This window comes from Streptosporangium sp. NPDC005286, from assembly GCF_040607515.1.
Classification (GTDB): Bacteria; Actinomycetota; Actinomycetes; order Streptosporangiales; family Streptosporangiaceae; genus Streptosporangium.
In genome coordinates, this window is sequence record NZ_JBEXGU010000026.1 from 1 (window position 1) to 20,751 (window position 20,751).

The following is a 20,751-nucleotide window of genomic DNA, read 5'->3' on the forward strand; positions in this document are numbered from 1 at the left end:
TTTGTTGTGTTTGTGGTTTTTTGTGGTGGGCGCTTCGGTTGGGGCCGGGGCGGGGGGTGGGTTTTGGGACATCCCGCCCTTTTCTTTTACTGGGCGGTATGTCACCGCCTCCTCTCGGAACCCCTGCGGAAGGCCTTCAGAAGCCCTTCTGCGGCGCCGAATCCTGACCGTCAGGCAACGCGTGAGGAGGGCACCGCCCAGGTTTTACAGGAGCCCGGGTCTCCACTATCGGCACGGCGTCGACATGGCAGGGTCGATGGGAGATTCGTCGATCGATCACTGCCGATCGGCTGTGGATATGCTGGCCATGTCGGGAAGATCGGCGCCCGATATCCGACAAGCCCTTGCCGTTTACAGGGAGTAACGAATGGCACGCTTGGTGGCCACCGGCTGGACCGGAGCAGTTCTCGCCGCCCTCCTGCTGACCGGTTGCTCCTCGGACCAGTTGGGCGATCGCGGCGGGAAGGAAAACGCGGCGCCTGACAGGGTCGGCGATGTCGATTACATCGAGGTCTTCCGCAACGCCGACAATTTCCCCAACGTCGCCCGGATCTGTGTCGAGGGCCTGGCCTTCGCCGCCACGTCGAGCGGGACACGCGGCGAAAGCGGCGTCGCCAACCCCGCGCTGCTCCGCATACCCGAGTGGGACGCCAAGTGCGCCGAGCACTCGAAAACCCCTCCGTCCCCCAAGGCGACTTCCTCTCCGGGCTGACCCGGGAGCCGTGACTCCCTCGGACGGGATCCCTTTCCCGGCTCGGGCTCGTCGACCAGTCGTGACAGGCACGCTCGCCCGGTCAGGACCCGCTCAGGGGGCGGCCCCCGCCGCTCTCGGCGAGTAAGGACATCCGTGCGGAGTGCCGGCGTTCAAGCGCGGCCCTACGAGGCCTGTTCCTGCCGCTCGTCACCCGTGTCGAAGAAGGTGCTGAGATACTCCTCCGGTTCGAGATCGCTGTCCCGGAGGAGGGAGAAGACCTCCGTGCCCGGCTCGATCACGTCGTCTGGCAGCCGGTACGCCTGCGCCAGCCCCAGATACTCGAACGCGGTACCGGTGGCGTATCTCGCGGCCTCGCGTTCCGCCATGACAATGGCCTCGTCAAACGAACCGGCGCGCCACAGGGTGACCCGTTCCTCGTAGGTGTCGTGTGGCGCCCCCCAGCGGAAAACACATCGAACCGTGTACCAACCGGTGTCAGGCGTCTTGATCACACCGTAATGATGCCGGTTGGCAGTGACCGGAGCACTACCGAGGTGTTCGTGGCCACCGTCTTTCACACACCGCCACTTTCACACACCGCCACGGAAACCAGACGACACTCGCCCTGCTGCCGGGGGCGATTCGTACGCTCCGTGGAGGATCACCGGCAGGTGCGGAGCATGTTGAGCAAGGCCACCTTCTCCTTGCGGGTCACGAAGAGCCGGTAGTGGTGCTTCACGGTGATCCATGAGGTCGCGTACCGGCACCAGTGGGCGCGGCGCTGCGGGCGCCAGCCCTGCGGGCCTCTGCCGCCTTTGGCGATGTTGGCGGAGTGGCTGACGGTGAGCAGTTCGGGGCGGGTCAGGTCGTTGGCGAAGGCGCGCCGCGTGGCCTGGCTCCATCGTTTGGCGCCCGAGCGCCAGGCGTAGGCGAGCGGCACCACGTGGTCGACGTCCACGTACTTCTCGCTCTTCAGCCACTTGCCGTCGTACGGGCTGTACCAGAGCCCCTTGACCGGGTGGCAGGCCGCGTTGCGGCGTACGCTCCGCCCGTCGCGGGCCAGGACCATCTCCCGCGTGCTGCACCTGCCCTTGCGGTGCGCCGATCGGGGCTGGAACCGCTCGCGGCTGTAGCCCCGGATGGACAGGGGCCTGGCGACCTTGAGCTGAGCCAGCATGCGCCGGGCGAGGGTCGCGGCCTCTGCCTGTGATCGCTTGCGCGGTTCGGCCGCCGCCTCCGGGGTGGTGAGGGCGGAGGTGATCGGGATGAGCACGAGGGTGAGTACGGCGACGTGGGTTGCCCGCCTCAGGAAGATCATGACTTTACCTATACCCAACGACAGCCCCGACCCCGGCAGCCGACGCAGCCGTGAGTGGCACCGTCCGGTGGCTCCTCGCCCCGAGCCGGCGGGGCGCCTGCCAGGTCGCCACCGGAAGAGACGGCGGCGATCACGACCGGAGGGGCTCGGCGACTCACGAAACAAGATCTATTAGAGAGACGACAAACCCCACCCCCTCTGCAGGAAGGCGGGGTTCTCGCTGCTCAACGCCTACTTGAGGAGCTGCCGGGCCATCACCAGGCGCTGGATCTGGTTGGTGCCCTCGTAGATCTGGGTGATCTTGGCGTCGCGCATCATGCGCTCGACCGGGTAGTCGCTGGTGTAGCCGTACCCGCCGAGGAGCTGGACCGCGTCGGTGGTGATCTCCATGGCGGCGTCCGAGGCGGCGCACTTGGCCGCGCTGGAGATGAAGGTGAGGTCGGCCTGGGGCTCGCCGTGCATGGCACGCTCGGACTTGGCCGCGGCGACGTAGGTGAGCTGGCGGGCGGCCTCCAGCTTCATGGCCATGTCGGCGACCATGAACTGGACGCCCTGGAAGTCGGCGACGGCCTTGCCGAACTGCTTGCGCTCCTTGATGTAGCCGATCGCGTAGTCCAGCGCGCCCTGGGCGATGCCGAGCGCCTGGGCGGCGATGGTGATGCGGGTGTGGTCCAGGGTGGCCAGGGCGGTCTTGAAGCCGGTGCCGGGGGCGCCGATCATCCGGGAGGCGGGAATCCGCACGTTCTCCAGGATGACCTGGCGGGTCGGGGAGCCCTTGATACCGAGCTTGCGCTCCTTGGCCCCGAAACTGACGCCCTCGTCGGCCTTCTCCACGACGAACGCGGAGATGCCCCTGGCTCCGATGCCCGGCTCGGTGACGGCCATCACCGTGTAGTACTCCGACACCCCGGCGTTGCTGATCCACATCTTGGCGCCGTTGAGCACGTAGTGGTCACCGTCCGCGACCGCGCGGGTCTTCATGGCGGCGGCGTCGCTGCCCGCCTCCGCCTCCGACAGGGCGTACGAGAACATCCCGTCGCCCCGCGCGACCGCCGGAAGATACTGCTGCTTGAGCTCCTCGGAGGCCGACAGCAGCAGCGGGACGGTCCCGAGCTTGTTCACGGCGGGGATCAACGAGGACGAGGCGCAGGCCCGCGCCACCTCCTCGATGACGATGACCGTCGCGAGCGCGTCGGCACCGGCGCCGCCGTACTCCTCGGGAACGTGCACGGCGTGCAGGTCCGCCGCGACGAGCGCCTTGTAGACGTCCGAGGGGAACTCCCCGGTCTCGTCGACCTCCGCGGCACGAGGGGCGATCTTCTCGTTGGCGAGGGCGCGGACCGTCTCGCGGAGCATCTGGTGCTCCTCGGGCAGTGCGTAGAGAGGGTAGCTCATAGGGAAATAGTAGGACGTCCAACAAACACTGGAGCGCTCCACCCCATGTGGTATGTCCTCCCGCGTTTACGCAGGTGGCAAAGTGGAAGTGTCAGATGCCGATACTCTGACGGCAAATAATTGGGCAGAACCGAAAGGAGCACCAGTGGCCTACCGCCTGACGATGGTGGGAACCGGATACCTCGGTGCGACGACGTCCGCCTGCATGGCCGAGCTGGGCTTCGAAGTCCTCAGCCTCGACGTGGACGCGGAGAAGATCGGCCGTCTACAGGCCGGTGACCTGCCCATCTACGAACCGGGCCTGCAAGAGGTGCTGCGGCGCAACCTGGCCAACGGGCGGCTGCGCTTCACCACCTCGTACGAGGAGGCCGCGGCCTTCGGAGACGTGCACTTCCTGTGCCTGGGCACCCCCCAGAAGCCGGGAGAGTACGCGGCGGACGTGTCCTACCTGGACGCCGCGATCGAGTCGCTGGCCCCTCACCTGACGCGCGAGTGCCTGGTCGTCGGCAAGTCCACGGTCCCGGTCGGCACCGCCCAGCGCCTGGCCGACAAGCTGGCGCGGCTGGCCCCCATCGGCGCGGGCGCCGAGCTGGCGTGGAACCCCGAGTTCCTCCGTGAGGGCTTCGCGGTGAAGGACACCCTGCACCCCGACCGGATCGTGCTCGGCGTCGCCTCCGACAGGGCGGAGAAGGTCATGCGGGAGGTGTACGCCTCCATGCTGGAGATGGGCACCCCGATGGTGATCACCGACTACCCCACGGCCGAGCTGGTCAAGGTCGCCGCCAACGCCTTCCTCGCCACGAAGATCTCCTTCATCAACGCGATGGCCGAGGTCTGCGAGGCCGCGCACGCCGACGTCAAGCAACTCTCCCTGGCGCTCTCCTTCGACGACCGCATCGGCGGCAAGTTCCTCAACCCCGGGCTCGGCTTCGGCGGCGGCTGCCTGCCCAAGGACATCCGCGCCTTCATGGCCCGCGCCGGAGAGCTCGGTGCCGACCAGGCGCTGACCTTCCTGCGCGAGGTGGACGCGATCAACATGCGCCGCCGGGCCCGCATGGTCGACCTGGCCCGCGAACTGGCCGGAGGCTCCTTCCACAACTGCACCGTCGCCGTGCTCGGCGCCGCGTTCAAACCCAACTCCGACGACATCCGCGACTCCCCCGCCCTGGACGTCGCCGTCAAGATCAGCGAGCAGGGTGGCCGGGTCACCGTCTACGACCCCGTCGCCCAGGAGAACGCCCGCCGGGCCCACCCCCGGCTCTCCTACGGCGCCTCCGCCCTGGAGGCGGCCAGGGACGCCCATGTGGTGCTGCTGCTGACCGAGTGGCAGGAGTTCATCACCATGGACCCCGAGGAGCTGGGTTCCGTGGTGGCCTCCCGCAAGATCGTCGACGGCCGCAACGCCCTCGACGCCGAGACCTGGCGCGCCTCAGGCTGGCACTACCGCGCCCTCGGCCGCCCCTGACCGCGCCGTTCCTCTTTCAGCCCCTCGCTCGGCCCTCTGGCCGTGACTCGCCGTCACGCCTTCTCCCGCCACGGCCCGCTCCCGCGATGCGCGGAGCGGGTCGTGGCGATGACGGCCGTCTGAATGATCGAACACAACGAGTGCGATCAGCCGGCGAACACCGCGCGAGGCCGGAACGACAGAGGATCTTCGGAGTGGGAGGACGGCACGAACCGTCTTCGAACATGGCGACGGGTTCCCGGTATGTGCCGGAAACCCGTTCGAATGTGCGTTGACCGTTCGGGAGCCTCGTCTATCACCACCAGCCCCAGCGACGCCTGCGCCAGTGGCGGCGACGGAAGCGGCGCCCCCTCCAGCCGAAACCGTATTCGACCCGTCCCCCTACAGGGAAGATCACGTTGAAGCTCATGAGCGCCCCTCTTCATGTCAATCCTCTGAACCTGTCAATAACCATAATATATGCAATATCCACATAAACCCATAAAAACACTTCCAATTTAGTATAAGAATGCTTTTGGCGGACATTGCGTTTTTAAAAACGCGTGACCGATCTCACCTGCGCGACCGGCCCTGCGGACCCGCTTTTCGTGGTCGGGCAGACGTTTCCCCAGGTCACGGTAGGGATTTCGATGACAGGAAGGCGCGGGTCGCATGGCGCCGCGCCCCTCAAGACCGGAAAAAGGAATCGTGCCGGAGGAGCCGGCAGGCTCGACCACACAGACCCAGGAGGCCGGATGGGCCTCCATACGAACATCGGCCGCGCCGGCCAAGAGGAGCACAGCCCCGGCCGCAAGGACCGCCGAACGAAAAGACCCCCGTCTCGGACGGGGGTCTTCCGGGCTTGGCTCCGTCAGTTGTCGAACTCGCCGAGCTTCACACCGCCGACGAAGGCGTCCCACTCCGAACGGGTGAAGAACAGCTTCGGGCCGTCCGGGTTCTTGGAGTCGCGCAGCACGTAGAGGGGACCTGCTCCGGCCTTGTGCCCCTCGTCGAGGTCGTCGATCACGGCCACCTCGACACAGTCTTCACCGGTGTCACCACCCGGAGCCGCCTTGCGCCAGACGGCGTTGCTCAGGTCCGCGTCCATGTGTCCATCACCTTCGTCATGAGGTCGATGCTCGCTCGCGGGGGCGAGGCCTCCGTGCGGAGCTCTTCGAAACGGGTGCAGATCCAGGCGACGTCTCGGGAACGGTCGGTGACATGCCCTTCGACGGCGCGGTCCACATACACAGTATCCGGACCGCCCCGGTAGGTCTCCAGTATCGGCACCGCTCCCAGGTCTCGTACGGAACGGGGCGGCCGGAGGGCCTTCGAACGGGCTGCCGGTGGCCGGGAGTCCTTCTCACCGGATGAGCTCCCGGATGGGTTCGACGCGCGGGTCGTCGATGTCCGCGTGGTAGTCGTCGGCCGAGGTCTGGTCGCGGCCCGCCGGCCGTTTCGCCGCGCGGAACGCGAGAGTGGCGGCCACGCTGACGGCCGCGTTCAGCACGCAGGCGGTCAGGGCGACGTAGCCGAGACGGCCGTCGCCGATGACCGGGATCTCCGCGAGCGATCCGCCGAAGTGCCTGCCGGTTCCGGGGTTGACGATGCCGTACGCGGTGACGGTGCCGTACACCATGCCGAACGCCCAGCCGACGAGCAGCGCTCCGGGGTGGAACCAGCGGGTGTAGAGCCCGACCACGATCGCCGGGAAGGTCTGCAGGATCCAGATTCCGCCGAGGAGCTGGAAGTCCAGCGCGAACTTCCTGTCGAGGAACAGCACGAAGGCCAGCGCTCCGAACTTGACGAGAAGGGAGGCCGCCTTGGAGACGCGCAGCTCGTCCTGGGAACTCGCGTCCGGCCTGATGAACTCGCGATAGACGTTACGGCTGAAGAGGTTGGCGGCGGCGATGGACATGATCGCGGCGGGTACCAGAGCGCTGATGGCTATGGTGGCCAGGGCGATGCCGCTGAACCAGCTCGGGAACAGGTCCACGAAGAGCCGCGGGATCACGAGCTGGGGGTTGGGCTGACCGTCCATGCCGACAGGGCGCGTACCGGCCGCGATCGCGAAGAAGCCGAGCAGCGCGAACAGGCCGAGAACCAGCGTGAAGGCCGGCAGAAGTGCGGCGTTGCGGCGCACGACGTCGCGGCTTCTGGTCGCGAGCACGGTGGTGACCGTGTGCGGATACACCACCAGTGCCATCGCCGACCCAAGAGCCAGCGTGGCGTACGGCCAGAAGCCGCTCGCTCCCGGGATGAAGACCCCGGTGGGTCGCCCCGTCTTCGGATCGGGCGCCGCCATCCTCTCCTGGGCCGAGGCGAAGATCGCCTCAAAGCCGCCCAGCCGCTGGAGCAGGACGACGAACGCGACCGTCACGACGAGGCACAGCAGAAAGGCCTTCAGGATCGCGATGAGCGCGGGTGCCCGGAGCCCGCTGACGTAGGTGAAGGCGGCCAGCACGGTGAAGGCGACGGCGAGAGGCAGGTCGTTGACGAGAGGGTTGCTGCTCCCCAGGCCGAGCACCTCGAACACCGCCTGGATCCCCACCAGCTGCAGCGCGATGTAGGGCAGGGTGGCCAGCAGTCCGGTCAGGGCCACCGCCAGTGCGAGCCCTCTGCTCCGGTAGCGGCCGCGCACGAAGTCGGCGGGAGTGACATAGCCGTGCCGATGGGCCACCGACCACAGACGCGGCATGACAGCGAAGATCAACGGATACACGATGATGGTGTACGGGACGGCGAAGAAGCCGCTGACCGCGCCCGAGGCGAACATCGCCGCCGGTATCGCGATGAACGTGTAGGCCGTGTAGATGTTGCCGCCCAGGAGCAGCCACGAGGAGAGGGTGCCGAAGCCCCGGTCGGCCAGCCCCCACTGGTCCAGCGCGTTCACGGTGCCCGTGATGTGGCGGCCCTTCCTGCCCTGGACCGCGGCGAACCCCATGACCGTGACGATCAGAAAGAAGATCACGAGGATCGTGAGAGCGGTCCAGTCGATGCCGTCTCGGTTCATCGGAGTCCCTCTCCGGGGTCGGCGGGCCGATGCGCGCCGGTCCGCACCGGGCGGGTGGGGGTCGTGTGGAGGTAGGCGCACCAGGTGAGGCCTGAGGACAGGAAAATCCACAGGAACTGGTACCAGTAGAAGAACGGGAGGCCGAACAACCGTGGCTCCGCACCCGCGTAACCTCCGACCCAGAGCAGCGCCGGGAAGGGCATCCACAGCGCCACGGTGCTCAGCTTCGCCCAGGGGCCGGAGGTCCTGGACCTGACCGGCCGGGCCGGCGGTGACGATGGAGCTGCCACGTCGTCTCCTGAAGTGTCGTCGTCTCCCCCGAGGTGAGGACAGGACGCCGGCGCCCTCCCGCCCGCTCGCCTGAGGGTGGTCGGCGAGCGGGCGGAAGGCGCCGGCGGGGATGGCGCGGATACGCTGACGGATCCCGCCTCAGCAGCACCGGATGCCGGGGCTGCTGTCCCGCAGATCGGATCGGCGCCGTTCGAACTCCCGTCGTGAGAGCGGCGGCGAGTGCGGATGGGGTCGGTGCCGGGCCAGGTACCGGTCGTATTCGCCGGAACCGGTGAGTTCGCGGAGGTACCAGCGGGCGAAGCGCAGCAGGGAGGCCGCGGTCATGATCGCTCGCTGTCCGCTCCGCTGTTCCCCGCCCCCACCTCGGCCAGCTCACGCCGCTCCGCCGCGGTGGTGAACAACCCCGCGGGTGCCACGATGCTGGATTCGACATAGGGCGCCTCTGCCATTGGCAGGGGGTTACGGGACAGTATGGCGCGCCGGCATACGACCACGGCGTTGCCGACGACGATGATGACCAGCAGTGCGAACATCGCCGCCAGCACGCCGTCGACGGTGGAGTTGACGACGACCGCCTGCATGTCGCCGAGGTTCTTGGCGGGCGCGATCACCTTCCCCGCGGCCAGTGCGTCGGCGTACCGTTCCCGCTGGGCGAAGAAGCCGATCTTGGGGTCATCGTGGAAGACCTTCTGCCAGCTGGCGGTCATCGTCACCGCCAAGTCCCAGACCAGCGGTATGCCGGTGACCCACGCCCACTTGAGCTTGCCCGACTTGATCAGGATCGTGGTGGCCAGGGTCAGCGCGATGGCGATCAGGAGCTGGTTGGAGAGGCCGAACAGCGGGTAGAGCTGGTTGATGCCGCCCAGCGGGTTGGTGACGCCGGTGTACAGGAAGTAGCCCCAGGCCAGCACGACCGCGGCGCTGGTGCCCCACAGGCCGGGCTTCCAGCTCACCCGCCCGATCGGCTTCCACAGGTTGCCGAGGGAGTCCTGAAGCATGAAGCGGGCGACGCGGGTGCCGGCGTCCACGGTGGTCAGGATGAACAGCGCCTCGAACATGATCGCGAAGTGGTACCAGAACGCCTTGAACGCGGCGCCGCCGAAGATCCCGGACAGGATCTCAGAGATGCCGACGGCGAGGGTGGGGGCACCGCCGGTGCGGGCGATCACGGTCTGCTCCTGGACCGCCGCCGCAGCGGCGCGCAGGTCGTCCGGGGTGATGACGAAGCCCAGCTTCGTGACGGCGGCCGCCGCGCTCTCGGGGGTGGTGCCGAGCAGGGCGACGGGCGAGTTCATCGCGTAGTAGAGGCCGGGTTCGAGCGCGCACGCGGCGATCAGCGCCATGACGGCGACGAACGACTCCATGAGCATCGCACCGTAGCCGACCAGCCGGACCTGCGACTCCTTCTGGATCATCTTCGGGGTGGTGCCGGAGGCGATGAGCGAGTGGAAGCCTGACATCGCGCCGCAGGTGATGGTGATGAACAGGAACGGGAACAGCGACCCGGCGAAGACCGGCCCGGTGCCGCTGAGCGCGAACTTGGTGATCGCCTCGTTCTGCAGGTGCGGCGCCGCGATGACCACGCCGACCGCGAGCAGCCCGATCGTGCCGACCTTCATGAACGTCGACAGGTAGTCGCGCGGCGTCAGCAGCATCCACACCGGCAGGACGGAGGCCAGGAAGCCGTAGACCACCAGGCAGATGACCAGCGTCTGCGGGCTCAGCGTGAAGGCGTCGGCCCAGGCCGAGTTCTGGACCCAGCCGCCGCCCGCGATGGCCAGCAGCAGGAGCACGACCCCGATCACCGTGGTCTCCATGACCCGCCCCGGCCGCAGAACGCGCTGGTAGAAGCCCATGAAAAGGGCGATGGGGATGGTCATCGCGATGGAGAAGGTGCCCCACGGCGAGTGCGCGAGCGCGTTCACCACCACCAGGGAGAGCACCGCGAGCAAGATGATCATGATGGCGAACACCGCGACCAGCGCGGCGGTCCCGCCCACCGGGCCGATCTCCTCGCGCACCATCTGGCCCAGGCTCTTGCCGTCGCGGCGCATCGAGAAGAACAGGGTGACCATGTCCTGGACCGCCCCGGCCACGATGACCCCGACGATGATCCATATGGTCCCCGGCAGGTATCCCATCTGCGCGGCGAGGACCGGGCCCACCAGCGGCCCGGCACCGGCGATGGCGGCGAAGTGGTGGCCGAACAGCACCCGCCGGTCGGTCGGATGGTAGTCGACCCCGTTGTCCAGCCGTTCGGCGGGAGTCGCGCGACGGTCGTCGACGCCGAGCACCCGGCGGGCGATGAACCGGGAGTAGAACCGGTAGGCGATCGCGTACGAACCGAGGGCGGCGGCCACCAGCCAGATCGCCGAGATCTCCTCTCCTTGGGACAGGGCGATGACCCCCCAGGCGACCGCGCCCACCAGGGCGACCGCCGTCCATATGAGGATCTGCTTGGGGGTTGATCTCGATTTCGTGATGCCGTTTTCGGGCATGGCTGATTCTCCTGAACTCAGGGCATGGCAGAACAGCGCGGTACTACGAGGGAAAAGTCGCCCGGAGATCCGAGCGGGGTGACGTGGTCGGTGTTACCGGCGACGCTGGTCGCGGGTGAGATGACGATCGCGAGGCGGGCGTTCCGCGCCACGTCTCAGGACGTAGGCGACGGCCATGAACACCACGCTCCCCGGCACCCAGATGAGCTGGTACCAGAAGAAGAATTTCATTCCGGCCAGATGTGGCGCGTCGTAGGAATACCAGGGCACCCACAGGAGCGCCACGATGGGCAGGGCCAGACAGATACCGGCCGCGAAACGTCGCGCCCGCCGCGTCGGCTTCACCATCGTCGTCCTCCGGAATGTTCCCGCGTTCTTGTTGCAAGGGTTGCTGATGGTTCCGATCTGGTTTACGCAGATTTCGAGGAGATTTCGTGTCAACCAGCCGTGCGGATTACGCAACCTACAAGTACTGCCCGGGCGTAGTGGACGGTGGCCGATGACAGAGCCGATAAGCGCGGTGACGTTCCTCGCCGTGCTCGGCGGCACCTCTCTGCTCGCGGTCGCCGCGCGCTGGTTCCGGCCGTCTCCCGAACTGCCCACCCTGGAGGACTGGGCGCTGGCGCAGCGCCAGTTCGGCACCCCGACGACGTGGTTCCTGCTCGGCGGGACGATATACACGGCCTACACGTTCGCCGCCGTACCGGGCCTGGTGTACGGCACGGGCGCGCTCGGGTTCTTCGCCCTGCAGTACACCGTGATCATGTGCCCGCTGGCGTTCGTGCTGCTCCCCCGGCTCTGGTCGGCGGCGCGCCGGCACGGGTACATCACCCCCGCCGACTTCGTCCGGGGACGCTATGGCTCCCCCGCCCTCGCACTGGTCGTCGCGGCGACCGGCGTGCTGGCGACCATGCCCTACATCGCGCTGCAGCTGGTGGGCATCCGTTCGATCCTGTCCGCCGTCGGGCTGTACCCGAGGGGGGTGCTCGGCGACCTCGCGCTGGTCGCCGTGTTCGCGGTCCTCGCCGTGGCGACCTACCGGCACGGGCTGCGCGCGCCGGCGGTCATCTCGCTGATGAAGGGCGCGGCCGTCTTCTGCTCGATCCTGGCCGTCTCCTTCCTCGTCCTCGACCGGTTCGGCGGGCCCGGGCCGATGTTCGACAGCGCGGAGCGCGCGCTGTCCGGCGGGGAGGCGACCCAGGCGTCGTTGACGCTCGATCCGAGCCAGTTCCCCGTCTACGCCACCCTGGCTCTCGGCTCGGCCCTCGCCCTGCTGATGTATCCCCACGTGCTGACGGCCGCCTTCGCCGCGTCCGGCCCGGACACGCTGCGCCGCGCGGCGGTCGCGCTGCCCCTGTGGACGGCGGTGCTCGGGCTGTTCGCCATGCTCGGCGTCGCGGCGCTCGCGGCCGGCATCCAGCCCCCGTCCACCGGCGCGGAAACCGCCGTCCCCCTGCTCGTCAAGGATCTGATGCCCGCCGCCCTCACCGGTCTGGTCTTCGGTGCTCTCGCCGTGGGCGCGCTCGTACCGGCGGCGGTCATGTCGATCGCGGTGGCGACCTCGTTCGTCCGCAACATCTACGTCGAGTACTTCCATCCGACGGCCACGCCCAAGCACCAGACACGGATCGCCCAGATGGTCTCGCTCAGCACCAAGGTCGGGGCGGTCGTCTTCGTGTTCGGACTGCGCAACCAGGACGCCATCAATCTTCAACTGCTGGGCGGCGTCTGGATCCTGCAGACCTTCCCCGCCGTGGCCCTCGGGGTGTTCACCCGCCGCCTGCATCCCCGGGCGTTACTGGCCGGGTGGATGAGCGGCATGGCCGCGGGCACCCTCCTGGTGGTGCACAGCGGATTCTCGTCGCTGGTACCCCTGGGCGTGGGCGGCCAGGAGGTGCAGGCATACGCCGCGGTGGTCGCCATGACACTGAACCTCGCCGTCGTCGTGACGTTGACCCCGCTCTTCAACCGAGTGGGCAGATCGCACGTTCCGAAGTCGAGCTCTCCGGTCCCCATACCCCCCGAAGCGGAGACGATCACATGACCGGGATCCGGCCACCCGCACCATTACCGACGTTCGTCGAATCCGGCTCCGTATCGGTCGGCACGCCGCCCCCGGCGTGGACGGACGGGCCGTCCGCCGGGGGACCGCCCGCCCCCGGCCCGCCGGACACCGGGCGTGAGGCCGCGCTGACCCAGCTGTTCGAGACGCACTACACCGGCCTGCTCCGGCTGGCCGTGCTGCTCGGCGCCGACGACGCGGAGGACATCGTCGCCGAGGCGTTCTGTCAGCTGCACCGCCGCTGGAACCGGCTGCGCTCGGCCGAGGCCGCCCTGCCGTACCTGCGCTCGGTGGTCTGCAACCTGACCCGCATGAGACTTCGCCACCTGCAGGTCATCCGCAAGCACACGGATTGGACCACGGGCCTGGAACGGTCGGCTGAAAGCGTCGCCCTGCTCCACGACGACCAGAAGGCGCTCACCGAGGCCCTGCAGCGGCTCTCGGCCCGGCAGCGAGAGGCCCTTGTCCTGCGCTACTGGCTCGGTCTACGCGAAAGCGACATAGCCGAGGCCATGAGCATCTCCTGTGGTGCGGTCAAGGCGCACACCAGCCGCGGCATGGCCACTCTCACCAAGATCATGCAGGAGCGACGATGACGACCGGCCCCGCCAGCACCGAGGACCAGCTACGCGAGGTTCTCGACAAACTCGCCAACGGCGTCCAGCCGGCCCCGGACGCCTACCGCCGGGTCCAGGGCGAATGGCGACGGCGCGAGCGCAGACGCCGGCTCATCCTGGTCATCCTCGTGGTGCTCGTCCTCACGATCGCCGACATCGTGGGGCTGTGGGCGCTGAACCAGTACCAGGACCGGTCGCACATCGCCCCCAGGGAGCCCGTCTCGGCCCGATCGCACGCACCGCCCGCCGACGGCCTGCCAGATCTCCCGATACGGTGATCGAAGCCAGGTCCGCGCACTCCCACACGGCCCGGATCCGGGCAGGCGGCGCCTGATGTCCAACCAGGGCGCCCTCCGCCGCGTCCGGCGTGGCGTTCCCCGTCGGCCCATGACACCAAGGGCGGGGAAGGTCACCCCGACGATCTCAGGTTCCCGGCCGGGCGCTCGCGATCCTCGTTGCGGGACGGAGTGCTAATGCGCGGATACGGAGCTGACGCCGGAGTCGGCGGGCCGATGGCTCTCACCGGCGCCGAAGCTGCCGAACACCGCCAGTACGGCCGTCGTGATCCCGAGGAGGGCGCGGATCGCGTTCCTCATGATTCTCAACCTCCAAAGTCTCTGTCGGCCTCCCCCTTCCCGATGAGTCCTCGTATATCCGTGATGTCACCAAGCCATCGGTCAAAGATGGCGATATCAGGCACCGAGCTGGGCGGCCTCGGCGCGGAGCCTGGCACCCTTGGCGTGAGCCTGTTCCTTGAGAGCGAGCTGGAACGCCTCCATCTTCGCCCGTAGTCCCTCGTCGGCGGCGGCGAGGATCCGGACGGCCAGCAGGCCCGCGTTGCGGGCACCGCCGACGGCGACCGTCGCGACCGGGACCCCGGCGGGCATCTGGACTATCGAGAGCAGGGAGTCCATGCCGTCGAGGTATTTCAGCGGGACCGGGACACCGATCACCGGCAGCGGGGTCACCGAGGCGAGCATGCCCGGCAGGTGGGCGGCTCCCCCGGCACCCGCGATGATCACCTTCAGCCCGCGCCCGGCCGCCTGCGCGCCATAGGCGATCATCTCCTCGGGCATCCGGTGCGCGGAGACCACGTCGGCCTCGAACTCCACCCCGAACTCGGCCAGCGCCTCGGCGGCGAGCCTCATCACCGGCCAGTCGGAGTCGCTGCCCATGACGATGCCGACGGTGGTCATGCTCTCTCCTTGCCTCACGGCCCGGGGCCGCGCGCGTTCACTGTGGTTGCGTGGCCCCCGCGGGTGCGGTGGCGCTCCGTGCTGTCGGGGCCGTGACGGTGCGGCGGTGCCCCGGACGGGTGGGCGACCGGCCTGCGGGCTCGGACGCGTTTCCCCCGATGAGGCCCGCTGGGCTCAGGTGTATCTTCCCTCGGTGAGGTAGACGGCGGCGTGCCGGGCGCGCGCACGTACCTCTTCCAGGTCGGTGCCGAGCGCGGTGACATGGCCGATCTTGCGCCCCGGTCGCACCTCCTTGCCGTAGAAGTGAATCTTGATCCCCGGGTCGTGCGCCATCACGTGCTCGTACCGGGAGAAGATGTCGGAGTCGTCACCGCCCAGGAGGTTGGCCATCACCACGACGGGGGCGGCCGGCGCGGGTGAGCCGAGCGGGAGGTCGAGGACCGCGCGCAGGTGCTGCTCGTACTGGGAGGTGCGGGCCCCCTCGATCGTCCAGTGGCCGCTGTTGTGCGGGCGCATGGCCAGCTCGTTGACCACCAGGCCCGAGGAGGTGGCGAACATCTCCACGGCCAGCAGCCCGGTCACGCCCAGTTCCTTGGCGATGTTCAGGGCGATCCGCTGGGCCACCGCGGCCTGCTCGGGATCGAGGCCGGGTGCGGGGGCGAGGACCTCGACGCAGATGCCGTCACGCTGGACGGTCTCCACCACCGGGTAGCTGACGCCCTGGCCGTGCGGCGACCTGGCGACCAGCACGGCGAGCTCCCGCTCGAACGGCACGAACCCCTCGGCCATCAGCGGCACCCCGGAGGCCAGGGGCTCGGCCGCGTCATCCGCGGAGCGGCAGATCCAGACGCCACGCCCGTCGTAACCGCCCCTGATCGCCTTGAGCACCACCGGCCAGCCGTTCTCCGCGGCGAACTCCTCGATGTCGGCGGCCGTCTCGACCCGTCGCCACGGCGGGCACGGGGCGCCGATCCCGGTCAGCCGCTCGCGCATCACCGCCTTGTCCTGGGCGTGTACGAGCGCGTCGGCGCCGGGGTGCACGGCGAAGCCGTCCTCGACCAGGGCACGGATGTGCTCGGTGGGCACGTGCTCGTGGTCGAAGGTGACCGCGTCGCACCCCTTGACGAAGTCGCGCAGGTCCGCCAGGGACCGGTAGTCGCCCAGGCGTACGTCGGCGATCACGCGGGCGGCGCTCTCGTCTGACGAGTTGGCCAGGACTCGAAGCTCGACGCCGAGGGCGATGGCCGCCTGCTGGGTCATCCGGGCCAGCTGGCCCGCTCCGATCACGCCGACGACGGGTCCGATGGGACTGGCCAAGGAAGGGCTGCTCACGGGGGTTAAGTTTACCGGCACGCGGTACGGGGGCGGCTGGTGGGAGGCGCCTGGCCGATCCTGACAGCCGCTCCCGGCGAGGCGGCAGGCCGCCGTGCAGGCGGCCCGCCCGCCAGGAGGCCCCCAGCAGGGTCGTACGAGGGAGGCCGCCGAATCCGTCGGGGCCCCGCCCCCGAGCCCGTTCCGGGGCTCTCAGCCCGTCGTGAGGGTGGCGAGGCCGCGGCGGAGGCCGGCCGTGGTGAGTTTGGCACCCGTGCCGGCGATCTCGGTGGCGACGAGCGCGATCTCGGTCCCGGTCAGCTCGGCCGCCCTGGCACGGCCGGTGAAGCCGCGCAGGTCGGCCTTGCCGTAGATCGGGTGGGCCAGGGAGGATCGGCCGGAACGGGCCCGCTGCCGGTATTCGAGCTCCAGGGCGTGGATGACCAGCGCGCCGCCGTCGGGCAGTCGCAGCGCGCGCTGCGGGCCGACGAGCAGACGGACGTCCGCGGTGAGCCGGTCGGGCCGCACCTTCTGCGGGCGCCTGACCAGCTCGTCGAAGAGGTCGCGTACGGGGTCGTCCTTGGGGAAGGTCACTCCGCTCACCCCCGCGGGGTCGGTCAGGTAGGTCAGATAGCGCTGCGGGACGAGACGGGCCCTGACCCCCATGGCGGGGTCGTCGGTGGGCACCGCCCCCTCGGTCGGCTCTCGGACCTCGCCCCGTATCGGGATGGGGCCCGCGCCCAGCCGCCACTCGCCCCCCTCATGGACGAACAGGAAGTAGGCCGGGTCGGGCTCGCGGGCCAGGGCGACGAACCAGCGGTCGCTGTCGGCCGTGCCGGGCAGGTAGAACTCCGCCTCGGTGTAGGACTTCCTGGCGGGGGCTGGGCGGCCGTTCCGGGTCGCCTCACAGGCACGACCGCCCAGCGCATTCTCCGCCCAGGTGGTGAGCCTGCCGACGGCCGCGCAGTCCCGGTCGCGCCAGGCGTCGTCAAGCTTTCTCAGCAGCGTGAAGGCCTGGATCGCCTCCGCGAGCTCCACCCCGGCGGACGTCTCGCGCGACGGTCCGGCCTCGGGGGCGGCGCCTTGCGCGTCTCTCCGCGCGCCACAACCGGTCATCATCGACAGACCGAGGATCAGAGCGAGGAGTCGGCGGCGCAAGGGTTGATCCCCGGGGTAGTGGCCGTCGCGTACGGCAGTCCGTCAGGACCGATCACGGTTCTCCAACGGCATTCCGTGATCTACCGGATTAGCGTAACGTCGGACGAGCCGATTTAACCGGCGTTATGCGATATTTATTGAAATAGCACTTGATAACGGCTATGTGCACCGGCGGAGCGATGCCGCGCGGACCGTGGCCGAGCACCGGTAACCTGGCTCGACAGTGTTCGAGGTCCTCCAACGTGGCGGATCAGTGGCCGACCCCGAAAGGACCGTGCAGGAAACGTGGAGTTTCTCCGACACGCCTACCGGCGGCTCGCCGAACTGGCGCGAGAACTGGCCAAGTTCGGCACGATCGGTGCGGTCGCCTTCGTGATCGACACGGGCGGCACCAACCTGCTCCGGTTCGGCATCGGCTGGGGGCCGCTCACCTCCAAGGTCATCGCCACGATCATCGCGGCCACCTTCGCCTACCTCGGCAACCGCTACTGGACCTTCAGGCACCGGGAGCAGAGCGGCCTGGCCCGCGAGTACACCCTGTTCTTCATACTCAACGCCATCGGCCTGCTGATCTCGCTGCTGGTGATCGGCTTCGTGACCTACACCCTGGGCCTGGAAGACGCCCTGAGCTACAACATCGCCATGCTCACCGGCACCGCCCTGGGGACCCTGTTCAGGTTCTGGTCGTACAAGAAGTGGGTCTTCCTGCCCGGTGCCGACACGAGTCCGCCGGCGGCGTCGAAGAGCCAGGTCAACGGCCACGTGTACCTGCTGAACAAGAGTTCGGAGGAGAACTCGCCGCCGACCCTGCCTCGCTAGAGCAGGCTCAGGCGGGCCCCCGGACGATCCGGTTCCTGCCCGTGTCGCCCACCGGGCGCAGGAAGAACGCGAACGCCGCGGGACGCGGCCGTATCAGCTCCAGGCGCCCCCCGTCGGCGGCGGCCAGCGCCCTCGCGAGGGGCAGGCCGAGACCCGTACCGCCGGCCCCGCTCACGTTCCGCTCGAAGATCCTCGGGGCAAGGTCGTCTGGTATGCCCTTGCCCTGGTCCGCCACCTCGATCACGATGGACCTGTCCTTGGCGCTGGTGGTCACGGTCACCGTGCCGCCGCCGTGCTCCAGCGAGTTCTCCAGCAGGGTGGAGATCACCTGGCTGATGCCGCCGCCGGTGCCCAGCGCCTGGAGCTCACGCGTACCGGCCAGCCTCAGCTGCCGCCCGACCCTGCGGAACGCCGGGCCCCACTCGATGAACTGCTGGTCGAGCAGCGTGTCGAGTTTGACGCTCTCGGCCTGCGCCTGACGCTGTCGTCTGGCGGTGGCCAGCAACTCGTCGATCACCGCGGTGAGCCGCTCGGCCTGCACGATGGCGGCCTCGCCCTCCTCCTTGACGATCCCCGGTTCGTCCGCGGCGGCGACGATCTCCTCAAGCCTCATGGTCAGGCCGGTGAGCGGGGTGCGGAGCTGGTGGGAGGCGTCGGTCGCGAACTCCCGCTCCCTGGCCAGGAGGTCGGAGATGCGGGTCGCGCTACGGTCGAGCACCTCGGCCACCCGGTCGAGTTCCTGGATGCCGTAGCGGTGCTTGCTCGGCCTCGCGTCACCGGAGCCGAGCCGCTCAGCGATCATCGCAAGGTCGCTGAGCGGTAACGTCAGGCGGCGCGACTGCACGATGGCAAGCCCGACCGCGACCGCGAGAGCAGCCGCGGCGAGCCCCAGGATGAGGAAGAGCCATGCGCGGACCTCACGCTCCACCCCCGTCTTGTCCCGGCTGACCGCGACGTACACGCCGTTCTCCGACTGTGCGTCCGCGGTCATCTTCTGGCTCTCGGGGGGCTCGGTGCCCACCGTTATCACCTGGGGAGGCGTGCCTTTTGCATAGATCTGGATGTAGAGCTGGGAATACTTACGCTCCAGCTGCTGCTCGTCGATGGGCTGATCCTGGATCCGGGCGTACTCGACCTCCCCCAGCAGGCTCTTGGCATGGGAGGTGAGCTGCTGGATCGCCTCCTCCTCGATGAGCCTGTTGACCGCCACGGCGAGGGGAATGCCAAGCAGCAGCACCCCGATGACCGCGACGAGGAGGGTTGAGGAGAGCAGGCGTCGGCGCATTTCCTACTCGCGCTCGAACCTGAAGCCGACCCCTCGAACGGTTGTGATGTATCGGGGCTTGGCGGCGTCGTCACCGAGTTTCCGGCGTAGCCACGAGATGTGCATGTCCAGGGTCTTGGTCGAGCCCCACCAGTTGGTGTCCCACACCTCGCGCATGATCTGCTCGCGGGTGACCACCTTTCCGGCGTCGCGGACCAGGACCCTCAGCAGGTCGAACTCCTTGGTGGTCAGATGCAGCTCCTTGTCGCCCATCCACGCCCGACGGGAGTCGGCGTCGATGCGCACGCCTTGGACCACGGGCGTCTCGGACGTGCCGCGCCGCAGCAGGGCGCGGACGCGCGCCAGCAGCTCGGCGAGGCGGAACGGCTTGGTGACGTAGTCGTCGGCCCCGGCGTCGAGGCCCACCACGGTGTCGACCTCGTCGACGCGGGCGGTGAGGATCAACACCGGAGTTCCATGGCCTTCGGCGCGGATGCGCCTGGCCACCTCCAGGCCGTCCATCTCGGGCAGCCCCAGGTCGAGAACGATCAGGTCGATGCCACCCGACAGAGCCCGCTCCAGAGCCTGCGGGCCGTCAGGGCTCACCTCTACTTGATAACCCTCGCGGCGCAGAGCTCGCGCCAGTGGCTCGGAAATCGAGGTGTCATCCTCGGCGAGTAGTACACAGGTCATGTTGCGATCGTAGGACCTTAGAGGATCGTTTCCCGGGTACAGCGCGCGGTTTGACTCGTCGTTGACCTATCCATTGACCTGGGCAAACACTGATAAATCCCGGATAGTCATCCCGCAACGGCCGAGGGTTTCGGAGTAGGTCTCCCACCTTGGAAGTTCCTCGAAAGCACAGGCGCACCAAAGGATTGACCGGCAAAGCAGAACACGCCCTACCAGAGAGGATCCGGTGGGCGTGTTCTACTTAATTCACCTCAAGACGGTGACGGCGGCTCGGCGTAGCGGGCGAGGTAGAGCTGCTCCCCGAGACTCTCCATCAGACCCAGTTCGGTCTCCAGATAGTCGATGTGGTGCTCCTCGTCCTCAAGGATCTCCTCGAAGATGCGGGCCGAGGTGACATCGCCCTTCTCACGCATCAGGATGATGGCGGGCCTCAGCCGGCTGACCACCTCAAGCTCGACGTCCAGGTCTGCGCGGAGCTGCTCCGCGACGGTCTGGCCGATATGCAGGATGCCCAGCTTCTGGTAGTTGGGCAGTCCTTCAAGGAAGAGGATGCGGTCGGTGAGCTTCTCCGCATGCCGCATCTCGTCCATGGACTCTTCGCGAGTGTATTTCGCGAGCTTGGTGTATCCCCAGTTCTCCTGCATCTTGGCATGCAGGAAGTACTGGTTGATCGCGGTCAGCTCCGCGGTCAACTGCTCGTTGAGCAGCTCGATGATTTTCTTGTCGCCCTGCATGGCGGGCTCCTCGTGCTATGCGGTCGGAATCAGATCCTCAGACCGCTTCAGGATCGCACAGATCTTGCGCACGCAAGAAGCGCAGTCGCCACCGGCACCCGTAGCGTCGCGAATCTGGCGCGCGCTCTTCGCCCCTGCCGAGATGCAGTCGTGCACCTCGTTTTCGGTGACCGCGCGGCAGACGCATACATACACGGGGGTGCGACCTCTCAGGAGCGTACCATAGGTTAGGCACACCTAAAGT

The 20,751-nt window shown here is 68.2% G+C and carries 23 protein-coding genes; 6 read left to right on the forward strand and 17 right to left on the reverse strand.

What is annotated here, in order from left to right; all coding sequences use genetic code 11:
- Positions 1–367 precede the first annotated feature (367 nt).
- Complete coding sequence (locus ABZU75_RS12615) at positions 368–712, forward strand: hypothetical protein (protein WP_355552837.1); 345 nt, start codon at positions 368–370, stop codon at positions 710–712.
- Positions 713–876: 164 nt separating this feature from the next.
- Here the strand turns inward: ABZU75_RS12615 and ABZU75_RS12620 are convergent, their stop codons facing one another.
- The 3 genes from ABZU75_RS12620 to ABZU75_RS12630 all read right to left on the reverse strand — a co-directional run bounded on the left by ABZU75_RS12620 (position 877) and on the right by ABZU75_RS12630 (position 3,407).
- On the reverse strand, positions 877–1,206 hold the full coding sequence (locus tag ABZU75_RS12620; RefSeq protein ID WP_355552840.1) for a hypothetical protein: 330 nt from the start codon (positions 1,204–1,206) through the stop codon (positions 877–879).
- Positions 1,207–1,355: 149 nt separating this feature from the next.
- Positions 1,356–2,012, reverse strand: a complete 657-nt coding sequence (locus ABZU75_RS12625) for an HNH endonuclease family protein (RefSeq protein ID WP_355552843.1) — start codon at positions 2,010–2,012, stop codon at positions 1,356–1,358.
- 231 nt (positions 2,013–2,243) lie between these two features.
- Complete coding sequence (locus tag ABZU75_RS12630; protein ID WP_355552846.1) at positions 2,244–3,407, reverse strand: acyl-CoA dehydrogenase family protein; 1,164 nt, start codon at positions 3,405–3,407, stop codon at positions 2,244–2,246.
- 163 nt (positions 3,408–3,570) lie between these two features.
- On the opposite strand from ABZU75_RS12630, the gene ABZU75_RS12635 reads away from it, so the two are divergent.
- Complete coding sequence (locus tag ABZU75_RS12635) at positions 3,571–4,872, forward strand: UDP-glucose/GDP-mannose dehydrogenase family protein (RefSeq protein WP_350911972.1); 1,302 nt, start codon at positions 3,571–3,573, stop codon at positions 4,870–4,872.
- 850 nt (positions 4,873–5,722) lie between these two features.
- Here the strand turns inward: ABZU75_RS12635 and ABZU75_RS12640 are convergent.
- The 6 genes from ABZU75_RS12640 to ABZU75_RS12665 all read right to left on the reverse strand — a co-directional run bounded on the left by ABZU75_RS12640 (position 5,723) and on the right by ABZU75_RS12665 (position 11,001).
- A complete protein-coding gene (locus ABZU75_RS12640) occupies positions 5,723–5,959 on the reverse strand; it encodes a DUF397 domain-containing protein (protein WP_350911900.1) in 237 nt (78 codons plus the stop codon).
- Between the two features lie 255 nt (positions 5,960–6,214).
- On the reverse strand, positions 6,215–7,864 hold the full coding sequence (gene mctP / locus ABZU75_RS12645; protein ID WP_355552850.1) for a monocarboxylate uptake permease MctP: 1,650 nt from the start codon (positions 7,862–7,864) through the stop codon (positions 6,215–6,217).
- Positions 7,861–8,154, reverse strand: coding sequence for a DUF3311 domain-containing protein (locus ABZU75_RS12650; RefSeq protein WP_355552853.1), 294 nt, complete (start codon positions 8,152–8,154; stop codon positions 7,861–7,863). The genes mctP and ABZU75_RS12650 overlap by 4 nt, the downstream gene beginning before the upstream one ends.
- Before the next feature lie 139 nt (positions 8,155–8,293).
- Entirely contained in the window at positions 8,294–8,479 is a 186-nt protein-coding gene (locus tag ABZU75_RS12655; protein ID WP_355552856.1) for a YbdD/YjiX family protein, read from the reverse strand.
- Positions 8,476–10,653 carry a carbon starvation CstA family protein gene (locus ABZU75_RS12660; RefSeq protein WP_355552859.1) on the reverse strand — a complete coding sequence of 726 codons (2,178 nt, stop codon included), beginning with the start codon at positions 10,651–10,653 and terminating at the stop codon, positions 8,476–8,478. Before ABZU75_RS12660 ends, ABZU75_RS12655 begins: the two co-directional genes overlap by 4 nt.
- A gap of 93 nt (positions 10,654–10,746) precedes the next feature.
- Entirely contained in the window at positions 10,747–11,001 is a 255-nt protein-coding gene (locus ABZU75_RS12665; RefSeq protein ID WP_355552862.1) for a DUF3311 domain-containing protein, read from the reverse strand.
- Between the two features lie 151 nt (positions 11,002–11,152).
- Here ABZU75_RS12665 and ABZU75_RS12670 point away from each other — a divergent pair, with 151 nt between their 5' ends.
- From ABZU75_RS12670 to ABZU75_RS12680, 3 genes are read left to right on the forward strand one after another with little or no spacing between them, the layout of a single operon-like run.
- A complete protein-coding gene (locus tag ABZU75_RS12670; RefSeq protein ID WP_355552865.1) occupies positions 11,153–12,697 on the forward strand; it encodes a sodium:solute symporter in 1,545 nt (514 codons plus the stop codon).
- A complete protein-coding gene (locus ABZU75_RS12675) occupies positions 12,694–13,311 on the forward strand; it encodes a SigE family RNA polymerase sigma factor (RefSeq protein ID WP_355552868.1) in 618 nt (205 codons plus the stop codon). Before ABZU75_RS12670 ends, ABZU75_RS12675 begins: the two co-directional genes overlap by 4 nt.
- Positions 13,308–13,610: a hypothetical protein gene (locus tag ABZU75_RS12680; RefSeq protein WP_355552871.1), complete on the forward strand. Its 303-nt coding sequence runs from the start codon at positions 13,308–13,310 to the stop codon at positions 13,608–13,610. The genes ABZU75_RS12675 and ABZU75_RS12680 overlap by 4 nt, the downstream gene beginning before the upstream one ends.
- Positions 13,611–13,802: 192 nt before the next feature.
- On the opposite strand, the gene ABZU75_RS12685 is transcribed toward ABZU75_RS12680, so the two are convergent.
- The 4 genes from ABZU75_RS12685 to ABZU75_RS12700 form a co-directional block, all read right to left on the reverse strand.
- The gene (locus ABZU75_RS12685) at positions 13,803–13,928 is read right to left on the reverse strand and encodes a hypothetical protein (RefSeq protein ID WP_350911882.1); all 126 of its coding nucleotides are present in this window, start codon (positions 13,926–13,928) and stop codon (positions 13,803–13,805) included.
- Between the two features lie 96 nt (positions 13,929–14,024).
- Entirely contained in the window at positions 14,025–14,528 is a 504-nt protein-coding gene (purE, locus tag ABZU75_RS12690) for a 5-(carboxyamino)imidazole ribonucleotide mutase (RefSeq protein WP_350911880.1), read from the reverse strand.
- Between the two features lie 174 nt (positions 14,529–14,702).
- On the reverse strand, positions 14,703–15,860 hold the full coding sequence (locus tag ABZU75_RS12695; protein ID WP_355552876.1) for a 5-(carboxyamino)imidazole ribonucleotide synthase: 1,158 nt from the start codon (positions 15,858–15,860) through the stop codon (positions 14,703–14,705).
- Between the two features lie 192 nt (positions 15,861–16,052).
- Entirely contained in the window at positions 16,053–16,997 is a 945-nt protein-coding gene (locus tag ABZU75_RS12700) for a hypothetical protein (RefSeq protein WP_355552879.1), read from the reverse strand.
- Positions 16,998–17,282: 285 nt separating this feature from the next.
- Between ABZU75_RS12700 and ABZU75_RS12705 the strand changes: the two genes are divergently transcribed.
- Positions 17,283–17,816 carry a GtrA family protein gene (locus tag ABZU75_RS12705; protein ID WP_355552882.1) on the forward strand — a complete coding sequence of 178 codons (534 nt, stop codon included), beginning with the start codon at positions 17,283–17,285 and terminating at the stop codon, positions 17,814–17,816.
- A 7-nt stretch (positions 17,817–17,823) separates the two neighbouring features.
- Here the strand turns inward: ABZU75_RS12705 and ABZU75_RS12710 are convergent, their stop codons facing one another.
- The 4 genes from ABZU75_RS12710 to ABZU75_RS12725 all read right to left on the reverse strand — a co-directional run bounded on the left by ABZU75_RS12710 (position 17,824) and on the right by ABZU75_RS12725 (position 20,744).
- Complete coding sequence (locus ABZU75_RS12710) at positions 17,824–19,101, reverse strand: ATP-binding protein (protein ID WP_355552885.1); 1,278 nt, start codon at positions 19,099–19,101, stop codon at positions 17,824–17,826.
- A gap of 3 nt (positions 19,102–19,104) precedes the next feature.
- Positions 19,105–19,773, reverse strand: a complete 669-nt coding sequence (locus tag ABZU75_RS12715) for a response regulator transcription factor (RefSeq protein ID WP_012888073.1) — start codon at positions 19,771–19,773, stop codon at positions 19,105–19,107.
- A gap of 251 nt (positions 19,774–20,024) precedes the next feature.
- On the reverse strand, positions 20,025–20,507 hold the full coding sequence (gene bfr, locus ABZU75_RS12720) for a bacterioferritin (RefSeq protein ID WP_350911870.1): 483 nt from the start codon (positions 20,505–20,507) through the stop codon (positions 20,025–20,027).
- Between the two features lie 15 nt (positions 20,508–20,522).
- Positions 20,523–20,744: a (2Fe-2S)-binding protein gene (locus tag ABZU75_RS12725; protein ID WP_342666797.1), complete on the reverse strand. Its 222-nt coding sequence runs from the start codon at positions 20,742–20,744 to the stop codon at positions 20,523–20,525.
- Positions 20,745–20,751: the final 7 nt, after the last annotated feature.